This window comes from Kineococcus xinjiangensis (genome assembly GCF_002934625.1).
Taxonomy (GTDB): Bacteria; Actinomycetota; Actinomycetes; order Actinomycetales; family Kineococcaceae; genus Kineococcus_A; species Kineococcus_A xinjiangensis.
This window is the reverse complement of the sequence record NZ_PTJD01000004.1, coordinates 281,728-297,020: the sequence shown is the minus strand read 5'-3', so window position 1 is coordinate 297,020 and position 15,293 is coordinate 281,728. Positions and strand designations below refer to the sequence as shown.

The window sequence follows — 15,293 nt, the reverse complement described above, 5'->3', positions numbered from 1 at the left end:
GTGTCTCGAACGGCTGGGCGCCGTAAGTGCGGCCGGGGTTCCGCGGGACGGTCCTCGCGGAACCCCGGCCGGTCAGGAGGAGCGGGTCACTGGCCGCCGAGGCCGGTGGTCGCCACTCCGCGGATGATCTGCCGCTGGAACAGCATGAACACGATGATCAGCGGGAGCCCGGCCAGGATGGCCGCGGCCATCACCTGCGCGTAGCGGACGCCGAACGTGCTCTGCACCGTCACCAGGCCCACCGGCAGCGTCATCAGGTCGGGGTTGGAGGTCACGATGAACGGCCAGAGGAAGTTGTTCCACGCGCCGATGAAGACGAAGATCGCGACGGCCGCGAGGATGGAGCGCGACAGCGGCAGCACGATCTGCCAGAAGATCCGGAAGGACCCCGCGCCGTCGACCCGTGCGGCCTCCTCCAGCTCCCGGGGGATGCCGTCGAAGAACTTCTTCAGGATGAACACCATCGCCGGCGCGACGAGCTGGGGGAGGATGACGCCCCAGTAGGTGTCCACGAGACCCATGGCGATCATCTGCCGGTACAGCGGCACGATGAGGATCTGCGGGGGCACCATGATGCCGGCCACCGTCAGGGCCAGCAGGACCCCGCGGCCGCGGAACTCGCAGCGGGAGAAGCCGTAGGCGGCCAGCGCCGAGACGAGGACCGTCAGCAGCGTCACGGCCACGGAGATGACCGTGGAGTTGACGAACCAGGTGATCAGGTCATCGCTGGCGAGGACGGAGCGGTACGCCTCCAGGGTGAACCCGCTCTCGGGGATCCACTGCGGCGGCACCGCCGTGGTCTCCGACTCCAGCTTCAGCGACGTGTCCAGGGCCCACAGCAGGGGGGCCAGCCACAGCAGCGCGACGACGGCCAGGGCGGTGACCACGCCGACCCGGACGCCCAGCGGTGAGCGCTGGGCGGAGGAGCGCCGGTCGGTGGCCTCCTTGCGGGCGACCCGCGGTGCGGGCGCCTGGGGTGCGATGGTGCTCACGCCGCCCCTCCCTTCTGGCTGGTCCCGCGACGGTTGCTGAGCCACAGCTGCCCGAGCGAGAACACGATGATGAGGGCGAAGAACATGTACGAGATCGCCGAGGCGTAGCCCAGGCGGTAGCTGACGAAACCGGTGTCGTAGACGTACTGCAGCAGCGGTGCCGCAGCGCCGTCGGGGCCACCGCCCCCGCCGAAGAGGATGTAGATCTGGTCGAACACCTTCAGCGACGCGAGGACCTGCAGGACGATCACGAGGCCGGTCGTCCGGCTCAGCAGCGGCAGGGTGATGGACACCAGCCGCCGCCAGCCGCCGGCGCCGTCGAGGGCGGCGGCTTCGTAGAGGCTCTCGGGGATGGCCTGCAGCGCGGACAGGTACAGCAGGAAGTTGAACCCGACGGTCCACCAGACGGTGAGGATCACCACGGAGGCGATCGCCATCTCCTCGGTGGTCAGCCAGCCCACGGGCTCCAGGCCGAGCTGCCCCAGGGTGGCGTTGATGAAGCCGAAGTCGTACTGGAAGAGCCACTGCCAGATCAGGACGACCGTGGCGACGGGCATGAGGAAGGGGGCGAAGAACGAGAAGCGCCACAGCCACTGCCCGCGCACGCCGGTCTGCACCAGCAGGGCCATGAGCAGTGCCACCAGCACGAGGGGGATCGTGCTCATGACGGTGAAGAGGAGCGTGTGCCCGAGGGTCCGCCACACCAGCGGGTCGCCGAGGAGCTCCCGGTAGTTGGCGAGGCCCACGAAGTCCGACTCCGGCCGGGCGAGGCTGGTGTCGAAGAAGCTCATCCCGAGGCCGTAGACCACCGGCCACAGGAGGAAGACCGCGTAGACGACGAAGAACGGCAGGACGAACCAGAAGCCGCCCCTGTTCGTCGCGAGGCTGCGGCCCTTGCGTGCGCGCGGCGGCTGGCCGGGGACCAGCGCCGGGGGTGTCGTCTGGATCGTGGTGGTAGCCATCCTCGATCCTCCTCTCAGACCGGACTGGGGGTGTCGAGCTGCTTCTGCATCCAGGACACCAGCTGGTCGACAGCCTGTTCCGGGGTGACGGTGCCGGAGTGCACCGAGAACAGGATCCGCCCGGCCTCCCACATGAGGTTCGAGCCCGTGCCGGAGAAGTAGGCGATCGGGTCGAACTGGACGGTGTCCGCGACCTCGCGGATGTTCGACTGGGGCTGCATGGCGAGGTACTCGTCGCTGTCGGCCACGGGGCCGTAGGCGGGGATGTGCCCGCCCGCGGCCCAGCCGAGGCTGTTCTTCAGCAGGGACGCCGCGAACAGGTAGGCGTTCTCCCTGCCCTGGTCGACCTCGATCTGCTGCGGGAGCACGAGGGCGTGGCCGTCGGCCCGGACGCGGTTCTCGCCGAAGACGGGCGGGAACGGGACCATCGTGAAGGGGATCTCGGAGTTGAGGTAGGTGGTGACCTCCCAGTCACCGGTGAAGCAGAGCCCCGCCTTGCCGCTGGCGAACAGGGCGATGGACCCGGCCGCGTCGAGGGTCGTGGGGACCGCCTCCCCGTCGGTGAACTCGCGGAGGAAGCGGAAGACCGTGAGGAGCTTCTCCTCGTCCACGCCGACCTTGCCGCCGGGCGGGAGGTCGAACGTGCCGCCGAGCTGGCGGTACAGCGTCCAGAAGAGCATCCACGACACGAACCCGTCGGCCGCGGGGTAGGCGATGCCGATCCCGCCGGTCACCTCGGCGCACGCCTTGGCGGCGGCGAGGAGCTCCTCCGGACTGGTGATCGGCTTGAGTCCGCCGTCGGCGTCCAGCAGCCCGGCCTCCGCGCAGATGTCGGTGTTCGCGAAGGTCACGAGGGGGTGCACGTCCAGCGGGACCGCGAAGAGCTCGCCGTCGCGGGTGGCCATCTCCCACAGGGGCGCGGGGAAGTCGGCCTCCTGGATGCCGAGCTCGGCGAGCTTGTCGAGGTCCCACGGGTCGAGCAGGTGCTCGGCGAAGGTGGGGAGGCGGGAGAGGTGGATCGTGGCGATGTCCGGCGGGCGGCCACCAGCCGCCGCCATGGCCAGCTTCGTGTAGTACGGCGACCCCCACGCGAGGGTCGTGGCGGTGAGGTCGATCTCGGGGCGCTCGGTGCGGAACGTGTCGACGAGAGCGATCATGCGCTCGCCGTCGCCGCCGCCGAAGAAGTTCCAGTACTGCAGGTTGCTCTCGCTCCCTGCGGCGGTGATGGGGGTGGCGCAGGAGCTGAGGGACAGTCCCGCCGCGCTCGCCCCGCCGGCGAGGGCCGCTCCACGCAGGAACGCCCTCCGGGTCGTTGCGGTCATCGTCGACCTCCAGGTCTGCAACGCGTCTCCAACGTTGCATTACAACGTTGGAGGGAGGATGCCGTCCTGGCGGCCCATGGTCAAGAGCCCGCGCCGGTGAGTTCCCCGGCGCGGGGCCCGGCGAGTGGGAGGATCCGGGCATGCCAGCGCCGCGTGCCACCACCCTGCGCGACGTCGCCGAGGCGGCCGGGGTGTCCATCAAGACGGTCTCCAACGTCGTCAACGACCACCCCCACGTGCGCCCGGAGATGCGCGAGCGGGTCCTCGCCGTGATCGAGCGCCTCGACTACCGGCCGCAGGCCATCGGCAGGCAGCTGCGCCACGGCCGCACCGGCATGCTCGCCCTCGCCGTGCCGCAGATGGACATGCCCTACTTCGCGGAACTCGCCTGCAACCTCGTCGCGGCCGCGCGCTCCCGCGGGCTCACCGTCCTCGTGGAGCAGACCGACGGCCTGGCCGAGCGGGAGCGGGAGGTGGCCGCCGGCTTCCCGGTCCGCATCGTCGACGGCCTGGTCTTCAGCCCCCTCAACCTCCCCGACGCGGAGCTGGCCCAGCGCCGCGACCGCACCCCGGTCGTCCTCGTCGGCGAGCACGGCCGCGACACCGGCATCGACCGCGTCTCCAACGACAGCGTCGAGATCGGGCGGCTCGCCACCGCCCACCTCCTGGACTGCGGACGCCGACGGATCGGCATGATCGGCACCAAGCTGCGCTCGCCCCACCTCGTCGCCACCGACCGCCACGCCGGGTACCGCCGTGCCCTCGACGACGCCGGGGTGCCCGCCGACCCCGCCCTGCTCAGCCCCACCGACGGATGGGGACGGGAGGAGGGGGAGCGCTCCACCGACCTCCTGCTGGAGCAGGCGCCGGACGTCGACGCCGTCTTCGCGCCCAACGACGTCATGGCGCTGGGGGCGCTGCGCTCGCTGCGCCGGCACGGGCGCCGGGTGCCCGACGACGTCGCGGTCGTCGGTGTCGACGACATCGCCGAGGCGAGCTACGCCGCACCCACCCTCTCCACCGTCGCCATCGACCGGGCCTTCATCGCCGAGACCGCCCTGGACCTGCTGATCCGGCGGATCGGGGGCGACGACTCCCCGCCCCGCACAGCCATCGCGCCCCACCGGCTCGTGGTGCGCGAGAGCACCTGCGGCTGACAGCCGGCCCGCGGGCTGCCTCCTCGTCGCGGGCGTGTCGCCGGGTCCGGCGCGGAAGAAGCGGCGCGGTGCGGCGGTTGCCGCGGCCATGAAGGCGATCATCATCGAACGCACCGGGGGACCGGAGGTCCTCACCCGCGCCGACGTCGAGGAGCCCGCGCCCGGCGACGGCGAGGTCCTCGTCGACGTGGCCGCGGCCGGCGTCAACTACATCGACACCTACCACCGCGACGGCACCTACCCGCAGCCGCTGCCGTTCCGCCCCGGGCTGGAGGGCGCCGGCCGGGTCCGCGCGCTCGGGGCGGGGGTCGAGGGCTTCGCGGAGGGCGACCTCGTGGCGTGGAAGGCCGCCCCGGGCAGCTACGCCGAGCAGGTCGTCGTCCCCGCCGCGGAACTCGTGCCCGTGCCGGAGGGCGTGGAGCCCGACACCGCCGCCGCGCTGCTGCTGCAGGGGCTGACCGCCCACTACCTCGCCACCTCCACGCACCCCGTCGCCGAGGGCGAGTGGGCCGTCGTCCACGCCGGGGCCGGGGGAGTGGGGCTGCTGCTCACCCAGATCGTCAAGCTGCACGGGGGGCACGTCCTCGCCACCACCTCCACGCCGGAGAAGGCCGAGCTGGCGCGGGCGGCGGGCGCCGACGAGGTCGCCGGCTACGACGACTTCGCGGCCCGTGCCCGCGAGCTCACCGGCGGCCGCGGGGTCGACGTCGTCTACGACGGGGTCGGGCGCGCCACGTTCGACGCGGGCCTGCAGGCGCTGCGCCCGCGCGGGCTGATGGCCCTCTTCGGCGCCTCCAGCGGCCAGGTGCCGCCCTTCGACCTGCAGCGCCTCAACCCGGCCGGCTCCCTGTACGTCACCCGTCCCACGCTGGTGCACTACGCCTCCGACCCCGCGGAGCTGCGGGCGCGCGCCGCGGACCTCTTCGGGTGGGTGGCGAGCGGGCGCCTCGACGTGCGCGTCGGCCACCGCTACCCCCTGGCGGACGCGCGGCGCGCCCACGAGGACCTGCAGGGCAGGCGCACCACCGGGAAGCTGCTCCTGCAGCCGTGAGCGGCCGGGCGGGGCCGGGGCCTCACCCGGCTGTCGGCACCGCCCCGGCCGTCGGCACCGCCCCGGCCGTCGGCACCGCCCCGGCCGGCCGCGCTCCGCTCGACCGCGGGAGCCCCGGCCCCGGCAGCGCTGCGCGCTCGGCGGCGGCCCGGGCGATGTCCGCGCGGGTGACCGGTGGCGCCGTCAGCACCCGGGGGGCCGGTGCGGGGCGCCCGCGCCGCGGCCCCCACTGCGACCCGACGCCCGCGGCGACGACCAGCGCGATGCCCGCGGCCTGCCAGGCGGACGGCTCCTCCGCGAGCAGGAGGAGGCCCACGAGGGCCGCGAGCGCGGGGTCGGCGCTGGTGAGGGTCCCGAACGCCGAGGCGCTCATCCTCCGCAGCGCCACCAGCTCCAGCACGTAGGGGATGACGGGGACGAGCATGGCCGCGGCGGCCGCCACCCAGACGGCGTGCCAGGTCAGGTCCGCGGCGGTGGCCGGTGCGGCGACGGCGGTGGCGGTGAGGGCCGCGACGGGGAAGGAGACCGCCAGCGTCTGCAGGCCGCTGAGGACCGTGCCCATCCGCTGGGTCAGCAGGATGTAGGCGGCGCACGCGGCGGCCGCCAGGAGCGCGAAGGCCACCCCGGCCGGATCCAGGGCGCCGCTCCACGGCCGGGTCAGGAGCACCACCCCGGCCGTCGCCAGCAGCGGCCAGAGGAGGCCGCCGCCCCGCCCGCGGGCGAAGAGCGCCACCGCGAGGGGACCGCAGAACTCCAGCGCGCTGGCGGTGCCGAGCGGGATGCGCGCCACCGCCTCGAAGTAGCAGAGCGTCATCGCGGCGCTGGCGACCCCGAGCAGCGCCGCACCACCGAGGGCCCGGCGCGGCAGCCGCCACCAGGGCAGCCGGACGGCGAGCGTGAGGAAGAGGGCTGCCCAGCACAGCCGCACCCACGCCGTGCCGGCGCCGCCGAGCTGCTCGAAGAGCGGGGTCGAGGCGGCGACGCCGACCTGGACGGAGAGCATCGCCGCGAGGGCGAGTGCGGGCGCGGGGACCCCGGCGCGTGCCTGGGGGGTGGTGCGGGCGGGCATGGGGTGGTGCTCCTCGGGCCGTCGGGGGCGCCGTCCCGTCCCAGGGCCGGGCGCCCGCTGCGGGACTCCTACGATGAGACGGAGGCGTGCGCAGCGTTGTGCTTACCGTTGAGCACTATATCGCCCATGAGCACTTCAGTGCTCACTCGTTGCGCCGAATGGGCACTGGACTGCGCAGGAGGTAGCGATGTCGGCCGAAGAGCTCGGGGCAGCCGCGCCCTTCCTCGCCCAGCTGGGACAGCAGGTCCGCGACCGGCGGCGCGCGGCCGACCTCACCGTCCAGCAGCTCGCCGACCGAGCCGGCGTCAGCCGCCGCATGCTCACGCAGGTCGAGCTCGGGCAGGCCAACCCCAGCATGGTCACCGTCGACAAGCTGGCCCGGGCCCTGGGCGTCGACTTCCCCACCCTCGCCGGGGCCGCCGCCGGCGGGGCCAGCGCGCTGCACCGCCCACCCGGGCCCGTGACCGCGTGGGCCAGCCCTGCCGGCAGCGCCGCGCTCCTGCACGTCGCGGGCTCGCGGACCGCCGCGCCGGAGCTGTGGGAGTGGAACCTCGCCCCCGGCGACGCCTACGCCTCGGAGCCCGACCCCGCCGGCTCCGAGGAGCTCCTCCTCGTCCTCGCGGGCACCCTGCTGCTGGAGGTGGACGGCGCGCGCGAGGACCTCCCCGCGGGAACCGCCGCCCGCCTCACCAGCGACCGCGCCTACGCCTACCGCAACGACGGGGGCGAGACGGTCCGCTTCGTCCGCGTCACCGTCCCGCCCCGCTGAGGCCGTGCCGGCGGGTCAGGCGTCCCCGGGGCCGTCCACCAGCACCACGGCCTGCGCCACCACGACCCGGCCGTCCACCGACGTGATGGCGGGGTCCCCGTGCAGGCGGTAGCCGGAGGCCAGCGCCTCGCTCACCCGCTCGCAGAAGGAGCGGTCGTCGGGGCCGGTCAGCAGCCGGTAGGCCAGGGGCGCGCTCTCGCTCATCGGGTTCCTCTCACCGCTCGCTCGGGACGCGAGCGTAAACCCCGGCCCCCCGCCCCCGGATTCCGGGCGTCCGGCACAGTGGCCCCGACCACCGACCCGCCCGCACCCCAGGAGCACCCGTGCCCGAAGCCGCCGACTCCACCGCCGCACTCGCCGTCCTCGTGCGCGACGGCGTCCGGGAGAGCCTCCACCGAGGTGTCCTCGTGGGGCTCGACGCCGCAGGGGAGGTGGCCCTCGCGCTCGGCGACCCCGACGCCACCGTCCTGCCCCGCTCCTCCCTCAAGCCCGTCCAGGCCCTCGTCGCCCTGCGCGCCGGCGCCCCCGTCTCCGGCTACGCCCTCGCCCTCGCCGCCGCCAGCCACTCCGGCACCGACCCCCACGCCGCGACCACGCGCGAGGTGCTCAGCCGGGCCGGCCTCGCCGAGGACGACCTGCAGTGCCCCGCCGACCTGCCGATGGACGAGGAGGCCTTCGCGCACGCCCTCGCCGGCGGTGAGGGCCGCACCCGCGCCCGGCACAACTGCTCCGGGAAGCACGCCGCCATGCTCGCCGCCTGCGTCGCCTCCGGCTGGCCCACCGCCACCTACCTGGAGCAGGACCACCCCCTGCAGCTCGCCGTCCACGCCGAGGTCGAGCGCCTCACCGGCGAGCCGGTCCGGGCCGCCACCGTCGACGGCTGCGGTGCACCGCTGTTCGGGACGTCCGTGGCCGGGCTGGCCCGGGCGATCCGCGCCGTCGCGCTCGCCCCGGACGGGGAGGCGAGGGCCGTGGCGGACGCGATGCGCGCCCACCCCGAGGCCGTCGCGGGCCCCGGCCAGCCCAACACCGTCCTCATGCAGCGGGTGCCGGGGCTGCTCGCCAAGGGCGGCTACGAAGGTGTGCTCGTCGTCGTCGCCGCCACCGGGCAGGCCGTCGCGGTGAAGGTGTCCGACGGCGGCTCCCGCGCCACGACCATGGTCGCGGTGGCGGCGCTGGCGCGGCTGGGCGCCGACGTGAGCGGCGCGCGGGACCTGACCTCCAGCCCCGTCCTCGGCGGCGGGCGGCAGCTCGGCGTGCTGGCGCCGGTCCCGGAGCTGCTCCCGCAGGGGTGAGCGGCGCCGGTCCGGGGCGGCAGCGCCACCCCGGACCGGCGCCCCGGGTGCGTCAGGAGCGCGGCGGCAGGACCCGCATGACCGTGGTGGAGCGCCACTCCTGCCCCGGCTGCAGCACGACGTCCCCGAAGTGCGGCTGGTTCACCGCGTCCGGCAGAGCCTGCGTCTCCAGGCAGAGGGTGTCGGACTGGCGCACCGTGTGGCCCTCGGCGTCGGCGTCGGAGCCGTCGAGGAAGTTGCCGGAGTAGAACTGCATCCCCGGGCGGTCCGTGAGCACCTGCAGCACCCGCCCGCTGGTTCCCGTCACCTCCGCCACGAGCGCCGGCTCCGCGGGGGCGGCCTCGAACGTGGCGTCGAGGACCCAGCAGTGGTCGTAGCCCTGGGCGGCGACGATCTGCGGGTCCGCCTCGCGCAGGCGCTCGCCGATGCGGCGCGGCTCGGTGAAGTCGAACGGCGTCCCCGCGACCGGGCGCAGCTCCCCGGTCGGGATGAGCCCCTCCCCGACGGGCAGGTACCGGCTGGCCGCCAGCCGCAGCAGGTGGGGCTCGATCGTGCCGGAGCCGACGCCGTCGACGTTGTAGTAGGCGTGGTTGGTGAGGCTGACCGGGGTGGGGGCGTCGGTGGTCGCCAGGTAGTCGATCCGCAGCTCGCCGCCGCCGCCGGGCAGGTCGGAGAGGGTGTAGACGACCTCCACCTCCAGCGTGCCGGGGAAGCCCATGTCGCCGTCCGGGCTCGTCAGCCGCAGCCGCACCGCCGCCTCGCCGGGCACCGGCTCCACCGTCCAGACCTTGCGGTCGAAGCCCTGGGCGCCGCCGTGCAGCGCGTGCTCCGCGTCGCCGGAGGGGATGTGGTGCTCCACGCCGCCGAGGGAGAAGCGGGCGTTCGCGATCCGGTTGGCGAAGCGGCCGACGGTCGCGCCGAAGAAGCTGCCGCTGGCCTCGATCGCCGCCACGTCCGGCAGCCCGGCCACCAGCTCGACGTCCCCGCCGGCGCCCGGCACCCGCAGGGAGTGCAGCGTGCCGCCCAGCGAGAGCACCGCGGCCTCGGCGCCGGCGGGCGTGCTCAGCAGCCAGCGCTGCACGTCCTCGCCGCTGCTCGTCCGGCCGAACGTCTCACAGCTGGTGCCGGCGGTCTCAGCCGGTGCGGAAGTCGAACTCATGGCTGCATGGTGACGCACGCCACTCGCCGCCCGGGCGGGCGGGGGGTGAGGCGCGTAGCGTGGCTGGTCCGGGCGGTGCGCCCGGACCCGGATCCCGTGAGGAGATCGCGATGAGCGGCACCGACAAGATCCAGAACGCGGCGCAGAAGGCGGCGGGCAAGGCCAAGGAGGCGGCCGGTCGCGCCACGGGTGACCCGTCGCTGGAGGCGGAGGGGCACACCGACCAGCAGTCCGCGAGCGTCAAGCAGGCCGGGGAGCACGTCAAGGACGTCTTCAAGCACTGACGCCGGCCCCGCCGGGTTGCGGCCCGGCGGTGGTGGCGCTCGGGGTCCCCGGGCCCGGACCGCCGGCGCTCAGGGCAGCGACCAGTCCACCGGTGCGGCACCACGGGCGGCGAGGAGCTCGTCGACCCGGCTGAAGGGCCGGGAGCCGAAGAACCCGCGCCTGGCCGACAGGGGGCTGGGGTGGGCGCTCTCGACGATCCCCGCGGACGGTTCCGCACCGTCCAGCAGGGGGCGCACCGACTGCGCGTCCTTGCCCCACAGCACGGCCACGAGCGGGGTGCCGCGGGCGGCCAGTGCGCGCACGGCCGCGTCGGTGACCGCCTCCCAGCCCCGCCGGCGGTGGGAGCCCGCCGCCCCCTCCTCGACGGTGAGCACCCTGTTCAGCAGCAGGACGCCGCGATCCGCCCACGGGCCGAGGTCCCCGGTGGAGGGCGGCGGGGCCCCGGTGTCCGCCGTCAGCTCCGTGAAGACGTTGACGAGGCTGCGCGGCAGCGGCCGCACGTCCGGCTCCACGGAGAAGGCGAGGCCGACGGCGTGCCCGGGGGTGGGGTAGGGGTCCTGGCCGACGAGGAGGACCCGCACGTCGTCGAAGGGCCGGCGGAAGGCGCGCAGCACCCGGTCCGCCCGGGGCAGCCAGGAGCGCCCGGCGGCGTCGTCGGCGGCCAGCCCGGCGGACAGGCGCTCCAGGTCCGCGCGGACCCCGTGCAGCGCCCGCGCCCAGCCGGGGTCGAGGTCGTCGATGCCGAGCCCCGCGGGGTCGGCGGCTGCGGCGGTCGGGGGCGGCGCGGGAGGCACGGCCGGACGCTACCCGGGCACCCCGCTCCCGGCGCGGCGCGCGGCGCGCAGGGCCGGACGTGTCGCACGCGGTGCCTACAGTGGAGACCGAAGAGGGGCGCGGACGTCGGCGCGGACCCGGCCGTGGGGGCCGGGCGGTGCGGCCGCGCGGGGAGGAACGGCGATGGACGGCGGGAGCGGAACGGCCCGGGTCGTGCACGACGAGGCGCTGACGGTCAGCCGCGGCGACTCGCTCTCGGTGCAGACGGGCCCGGGTGGCCTGAGCGCACGCGACGCCCGGATCCTCGAGTTCGAGCGCCAGTGGTGGAAGTACGCCGGCGCCAAGGACCAGGCCGTGCGGGAGATGTTCGACCTCACCCCGACGCGCTACTACCAGCTGCTCAACGCCCTGATCGACACCCCCGAGGCGCTCGCGCACGACCCCATGCTCGTCAAGCGGCTGCGGCGGATGCGCTCGACCCGCCAGCGGGCCCGTTCCGCGCGCCGCCTCGGGCCGGAGTCCTGAGCCGCTACAGCGGCGGGCCCGTCCCGGTGCGCCGGGGGGCGCACCGCACGAGGCGCAGTCCGGCCGCCGTCGCGGGGATCGCCCTGCTCCTCCTCGCGCTGCTGGCCGGCGCCGCCGCAGCGGTCGTGGTGCTCGCCGGGGACGCGCTGGCCGCGGGGCTGCAGCTGCTGCGCTGAGGCCCCGCCTCTTCGACGGCGCCGCCGAAAAGGCGGTCGCGATCATCCTTGTGGTGGCCCAGGGGACCTCTCCATAATCGGGAACCGGTCGCGCCACCCGGTGTGCAGACCCCTCGCGGGGCCCGTGCCGGGTGCCGCCGTTCGCCCGTGCGGACGGAGCAGACCCGCTGCCGGTGAGCCGGCGGTGCCGCCCGCACCACCAGATGGAGAACGCAATGGCTCAGGGGACCGTGAAGTGGTTCAACGCCGAGAAGGGCTTCGGCTTCATCACCGTGGACGACGGCGGGACCGACGTCTTCGTGCACTGGAGCGCGATCGAGATGGACGGCTACCGCTCGCTCGACGAGGGCCAGCGGGTGCAGTTCGAGGTCGGCCAGGGGCAGAAGGGCCCGCAGGCCGAGGCGGTCCGCGCGGTCTGAGGACTCCCGCCGCTGCGCCTCGCGAACGGCGCCGCCCCCGTCGACGGGGGCGGCGCCGTTCGCGCGAGGGGGGTTTGCACTCGGCAGGCGAGAGTGCCAACATGGCCGTTGGCACTCTCGAGTCGAGAGTGACAGCACGAGCAGCACCTCGACCCGGGAGCTGAGAGCTCCCGGTCGGCCGGTGAGGCCCGTCGCGGCGAGGGACGTGACCTCGCGGCCGCGGGTCGTCCGTCGCGGGCACCGGACCGGCCACCCAGACCCGTCTTCGGGGAGGAACACCAGGCATGAGCAAGATCATCGCCTTCGACGAGGAGGCCCGTCGCGGTCTCGAGCGCGGCATGAACCAGCTCGCTGACGCTGTCAAGGTCACGCTGGGCCCGCGCGGTCGCAACGTCGTCCTGGAGAAGAAGTGGGGCGCCCCCACGATCACCAACGACGGTGTGAGCATCGCCAAGGAGATCGAGCTCGAGGACCCGTACGAGAAGATCGGGGCCGAGCTCGTCAAGGAGGTCGCCAAGAAGACGGACGACGTCGCGGGCGACGGCACCACCACCGCCACCGTCCTCGCCCAGGCGCTCGTGCGCGAGGGCCTGCGCAACGTCGCCGCCGGCGCCAACCCGATGGCCCTCAAGCGGGGCATCGAGAAGGCCGTCGAGGCCGTGACCGAGCAGCTCCTCGCCGCCGCCAAGGAGGTCGAGACCAAGGAGCAGATCGCTGCCACCGCGGGCATCTCGGCCGGTGACGCCTCCATCGGCGAGCTCATCGCCGAGGCGATGGACAAGGTCGGCAAGGAAGGTGTCATCACCGTCGAGGAGAGCAACACCTTCGGCCTCGAGCTCGAGCTCACCGAGGGCATGCGCTTCGACAAGGGCTACATCTCGCCCTACTTCGTCACCGACTCCGAGCGCATGGAGACGGTCCTCGAGGACCCCTACGTCCTCGTGATCAACTCCAAGATCTCCAACGTCAAGGACCTGCTCCCGCTGCTGGAGAAGGTCATGCAGTCGGGCAAGCCGCTGGCGATCATCGCCGAGGACGTCGAGGGCGAGGCCCTCGCGACCCTGGTGGTCAACAAGATCCGCGGCACCTTCCGGTCCGTGGCCGTCAAGGCCCCCGGCTTCGGCGACCGCCGCAAGGCCATGCTCGGTGACATCGCCATCCTCACCGGTGGCCAGGTCATCTCCGAGGAGGTCGGCCTCAAGCTCGACACCGCGGGCCTCGACCTGCTGGGCCGCGCCCGCAAGGTCGTCGTCACCAAGGACGAGACCACCATCGTCGAGGGTGCGGGTGACGCCGACCAGATCGCCGGTCGCGTGGCGCAGATCCGTTCCGAGATCGAGCGCAGCGACTCCGACTACGACCGCGAGAAGCTCCAGGAGCGCCTCGCGAAGCTGGCCGGCGGCGTGGCCGTCATCAAGGCCGGCGCGGCGACCGAGGTCGAGCTCAAGGAGCGCAAGCACCGCATCGAGGACGCGGTGCGCAACGCGAAGGCCGCTGTCGAGGAGGGCATCGTCGCCGGCGGTGGCGTCGCCCTGATCCAGGCCGGCGTGCTGGCGTTCGAGAAGCTGGACCTGGTGGGCGACGAGGCGACCGGCGCGAACATCGTCAAGGTCGCCGTCGAGGCTCCGCTGAAGCAGATCGCCATCAACGCCGGCCTCGAGGGTGGCGTCGTGGCGGAGAAGGTCCGCAACCTGCCGACCGGTCACGGCCTCAACGCCGCGACCGGCGAGTACGTGGACATGCTCGCCGAGGGCATCAACGACCCGGTGAAGGTGACGCGCTCCGCGCTGCAGAACGCCGCCTCCATCGCGGCGCTCTTCCTCACCACCGAGGCCGTCATCGCCGACAAGCCGGAGAAGGCCGCTCCGGCCGCTCCCGGTGGCGACGGCGGCATGGGCGGCATGGACTTCTGAGTCCCGCTGCACCCAGCACCACTGCGAGGGCGGTCTCCCCACGGGGAGGCCGCCCTCGCGGCGTTGCGGGGCCGGCCCCCGTGACCCCGTCGTGTCCCCGCGGGGGTCGATCGACCGCGGCGCCGGTTCCCGGCCGCTGCGGCTAGCCTCGCGCCCGTGACGGCGGACACCGGCCTGTGGGCGTTCACCCTGGGGGTCGGCCTGCTCACCATCACCCCGGGCATGGACACCGCCCTCATCCTGCGCACGGCGGCGGTCGGTGCGCCCCGGCGGGCCTGGGGCGTGGTCATGGGCATCCAGAGCGGCACCCTGGCGTGGGGCGTCCTGGCCTCTGCGGGCCTCGCGGCGCTGCTGACCGCCTCCGCCGTGGCGTACGAGGTGCTGCGGTGGGCGGGGGCCTGCTACCTGGTGTGGATCGGCGTCGGGATGGTCTGGGGCACGATCCGTCGCCGGCCCGGACCGGAACCGGTGCCCGGGGTGACGCCCGGCGCGGGGGACGACGTCCGCGGCGGCTGGCGCCGAGGGCTGCTGACCAACCTGCTCAACCCCAAGGTGGGCGCCTTCTACGTCGCGGTGCTGCCGCACTTCATCCCCGCCGGCGCGAACCACCTGGCGTGGGGGGTGCTCCTGACCTGCATCCACATCGGGCTGGGTCTGGCGTGGTCGTCGGTGCTCATCCTCTGCGCGCGGCGGATGCGCGGCGTCCTGCAGCGCCCGGCGACCCGTCGGTTCCTGGACCGCGTCGCCGGCACCGTCATCGCCGGCTTCGGGGTGCGCCTGGCGGTCGGGGACTGACGGCTCCCGGGCGCTGCGTCGCTAGGGTCGACGTGTGAGCACACCGCCTGCGCAGGACGGCCCGCAGCCCGACGCCTCGCGCGTGACGGAGCCGGCCCGCCGGGTCGTGCGCGCGGACGTGGGGGACTCGGCCCTGGACGTCTCCGAGCACGCCGCGGCCGTCGCGGACGTCGTGGCGGGAGCCGTGGTGACGTTCGCGGGAGTGGTGCGCGACCACGACCACGGCCGCGCCGTCGAGCGCCTGGAGTACGTCGCCCACCCCTCGGCGGGGGACGTGCTGGCGGAGGTGGCGCAGGACGTGGCCCGGCGCTGCCGGGTCGACGCCGTGGCCGTCAGCCACCGCGTCGGGCACCTGGCGGTGGGGGACTGCGCGCTCGCCGTGGCCGTCTCCGCGGCGCACCGTCGTGAGGCGTTCGAGGCTGCGGCGCTGCTCGTCGACGAGGTGAAGCGCCGGTTGCCCGTCTGGAAGCACCAGCACTTCTCCGACGGCACCAGCGAGTGGGTCGCCTGCCCCTGAGGCCCGGTGCCCGCCACCCGTGAGGGGCGGCGCGAGCGGTTAGCACATCGTGATCTCCAGCGCTGGCGGGCGCTGCCGTCCTCCGGTACCTTCAAGGTGAACGCAAGGTGAAC

At 74.3% G+C, this 15,293-nt stretch carries 18 protein-coding genes; 11 read left to right on the top strand and 7 right to left on the bottom strand.

The features are described from left to right. Positions 1–86: 86 nt before the first annotated feature. Genes CLV92_RS07805 through CLV92_RS07795 form a run of 3 tightly spaced genes read right to left on the bottom strand, consistent with a single transcriptional unit; the run spans position 87 to position 3,276 of the window. On the bottom strand, positions 87–992 hold the full coding sequence (locus CLV92_RS07805) for a carbohydrate ABC transporter permease (RefSeq protein WP_158257168.1): 906 nt from the start codon (positions 990–992) through the stop codon (positions 87–89). Further along, on the bottom strand, positions 989–1,954 hold the full coding sequence (locus CLV92_RS07800) for a carbohydrate ABC transporter permease (protein ID WP_104432231.1): 966 nt from the start codon (positions 1,952–1,954) through the stop codon (positions 989–991). The genes CLV92_RS07805 and CLV92_RS07800 overlap by 4 nt, the downstream gene beginning before the upstream one ends. Before the next feature lie 14 nt (positions 1,955–1,968). After that, positions 1,969–3,276 (bottom strand): extracellular solute-binding protein, encoded by a 1,308-nt coding sequence (locus tag CLV92_RS07795; RefSeq protein ID WP_104432230.1) that lies wholly within the window; start codon positions 3,274–3,276, stop codon positions 1,969–1,971. A gap of 140 nt (positions 3,277–3,416) precedes the next feature. Between CLV92_RS07795 and CLV92_RS07790 the strand changes: the two genes are divergently transcribed. Together CLV92_RS07790 and CLV92_RS07785 are read left to right on the top strand one after the other, a co-directional pair. After that, a complete protein-coding gene (locus tag CLV92_RS07790; protein ID WP_104432229.1) occupies positions 3,417–4,433 on the top strand; it encodes a LacI family DNA-binding transcriptional regulator in 1,017 nt (338 codons plus the stop codon). 88 nt (positions 4,434–4,521) lie between these two features. Beyond that, the gene (locus CLV92_RS07785) at positions 4,522–5,484 is read left to right on the top strand and encodes a quinone oxidoreductase family protein (RefSeq protein ID WP_104432228.1); all 963 of its coding nucleotides are present in this window, start codon (positions 4,522–4,524) and stop codon (positions 5,482–5,484) included. 22 nt (positions 5,485–5,506) lie between these two features. On the opposite strand, the gene CLV92_RS07780 is transcribed toward CLV92_RS07785, so the two are convergent. Continuing rightward, complete coding sequence (locus CLV92_RS07780) at positions 5,507–6,553, bottom strand: EamA family transporter (protein WP_211290958.1); 1,047 nt, start codon at positions 6,551–6,553, stop codon at positions 5,507–5,509. A gap of 187 nt (positions 6,554–6,740) precedes the next feature. Here CLV92_RS07780 and CLV92_RS07775 point away from each other — a divergent pair, with 187 nt between their 5' ends. Continuing rightward, the gene (locus CLV92_RS07775) at positions 6,741–7,322 is read left to right on the top strand and encodes a helix-turn-helix domain-containing protein (protein WP_104432227.1); all 582 of its coding nucleotides are present in this window, start codon (positions 6,741–6,743) and stop codon (positions 7,320–7,322) included. A gap of 15 nt (positions 7,323–7,337) precedes the next feature. On the opposite strand, the gene CLV92_RS07770 is transcribed toward CLV92_RS07775, so the two are convergent. Continuing rightward, complete coding sequence (locus CLV92_RS07770) at positions 7,338–7,526, bottom strand: DUF1737 domain-containing protein (RefSeq protein WP_104432226.1); 189 nt, start codon at positions 7,524–7,526, stop codon at positions 7,338–7,340. Between the two features lie 119 nt (positions 7,527–7,645). On the opposite strand from CLV92_RS07770, the gene CLV92_RS07765 reads away from it, so the two are divergent. Then, the gene (locus CLV92_RS07765; protein WP_104432225.1) at positions 7,646–8,617 is read left to right on the top strand and encodes an asparaginase; all 972 of its coding nucleotides are present in this window, start codon (positions 7,646–7,648) and stop codon (positions 8,615–8,617) included. A 52-nt stretch (positions 8,618–8,669) separates the two neighbouring features. Here the strand turns inward: CLV92_RS07765 and CLV92_RS07760 are convergent, their stop codons facing one another. Beyond that, positions 8,670–9,776 (bottom strand): aldose epimerase family protein, encoded by a 1,107-nt coding sequence (locus CLV92_RS07760; protein ID WP_104432224.1) that lies wholly within the window; start codon positions 9,774–9,776, stop codon positions 8,670–8,672. A gap of 110 nt (positions 9,777–9,886) precedes the next feature. Here CLV92_RS07760 and CLV92_RS07755 point away from each other — a divergent pair, with 110 nt between their 5' ends. After that, positions 9,887–10,060 carry a CsbD family protein gene (locus CLV92_RS07755; protein ID WP_104432223.1) on the top strand — a complete coding sequence of 58 codons (174 nt, stop codon included), beginning with the start codon at positions 9,887–9,889 and terminating at the stop codon, positions 10,058–10,060. Positions 10,061–10,129: 69 nt separating this feature from the next. Here CLV92_RS07755 and CLV92_RS07750 read toward each other — a convergent pair whose 3' ends face one another. Then, positions 10,130–10,801, bottom strand: coding sequence for a uracil-DNA glycosylase (locus CLV92_RS07750; RefSeq protein WP_425433564.1), 672 nt, complete (start codon positions 10,799–10,801; stop codon positions 10,130–10,132). 217 nt (positions 10,802–11,018) lie between these two features. Between CLV92_RS07750 and CLV92_RS07745 the strand changes: the two genes are divergently transcribed. The 6 genes from CLV92_RS07745 to CLV92_RS07725 all read left to right on the top strand — a co-directional run bounded on the left by CLV92_RS07745 (position 11,019) and on the right by CLV92_RS07725 (position 15,180). Next, a complete protein-coding gene (locus tag CLV92_RS07745) occupies positions 11,019–11,360 on the top strand; it encodes a DUF3263 domain-containing protein (protein WP_104432221.1) in 342 nt (113 codons plus the stop codon). Between the two features lie 26 nt (positions 11,361–11,386). Beyond that, complete coding sequence (locus tag CLV92_RS21360; RefSeq protein ID WP_158257167.1) at positions 11,387–11,536, top strand: hypothetical protein; 150 nt, start codon at positions 11,387–11,389, stop codon at positions 11,534–11,536. A gap of 215 nt (positions 11,537–11,751) precedes the next feature. Next, positions 11,752–11,955: a cold-shock protein gene (locus CLV92_RS07740; protein ID WP_104432220.1), complete on the top strand. Its 204-nt coding sequence runs from the start codon at positions 11,752–11,754 to the stop codon at positions 11,953–11,955. A gap of 284 nt (positions 11,956–12,239) precedes the next feature. After that, positions 12,240–13,868, top strand: coding sequence for a chaperonin GroEL (gene groL / locus CLV92_RS07735; RefSeq protein ID WP_104432219.1), 1,629 nt, complete (start codon positions 12,240–12,242; stop codon positions 13,866–13,868). Positions 13,869–14,024: 156 nt separating this feature from the next. Further along, complete coding sequence (locus tag CLV92_RS07730; RefSeq protein WP_104432218.1) at positions 14,025–14,663, top strand: LysE family translocator; 639 nt, start codon at positions 14,025–14,027, stop codon at positions 14,661–14,663. A gap of 34 nt (positions 14,664–14,697) precedes the next feature. Further along, a complete protein-coding gene (locus tag CLV92_RS07725; RefSeq protein ID WP_104432217.1) occupies positions 14,698–15,180 on the top strand; it encodes a molybdenum cofactor biosynthesis protein MoaE in 483 nt (160 codons plus the stop codon). The last annotated feature ends 113 nt before the right edge of the window (positions 15,181–15,293 follow it).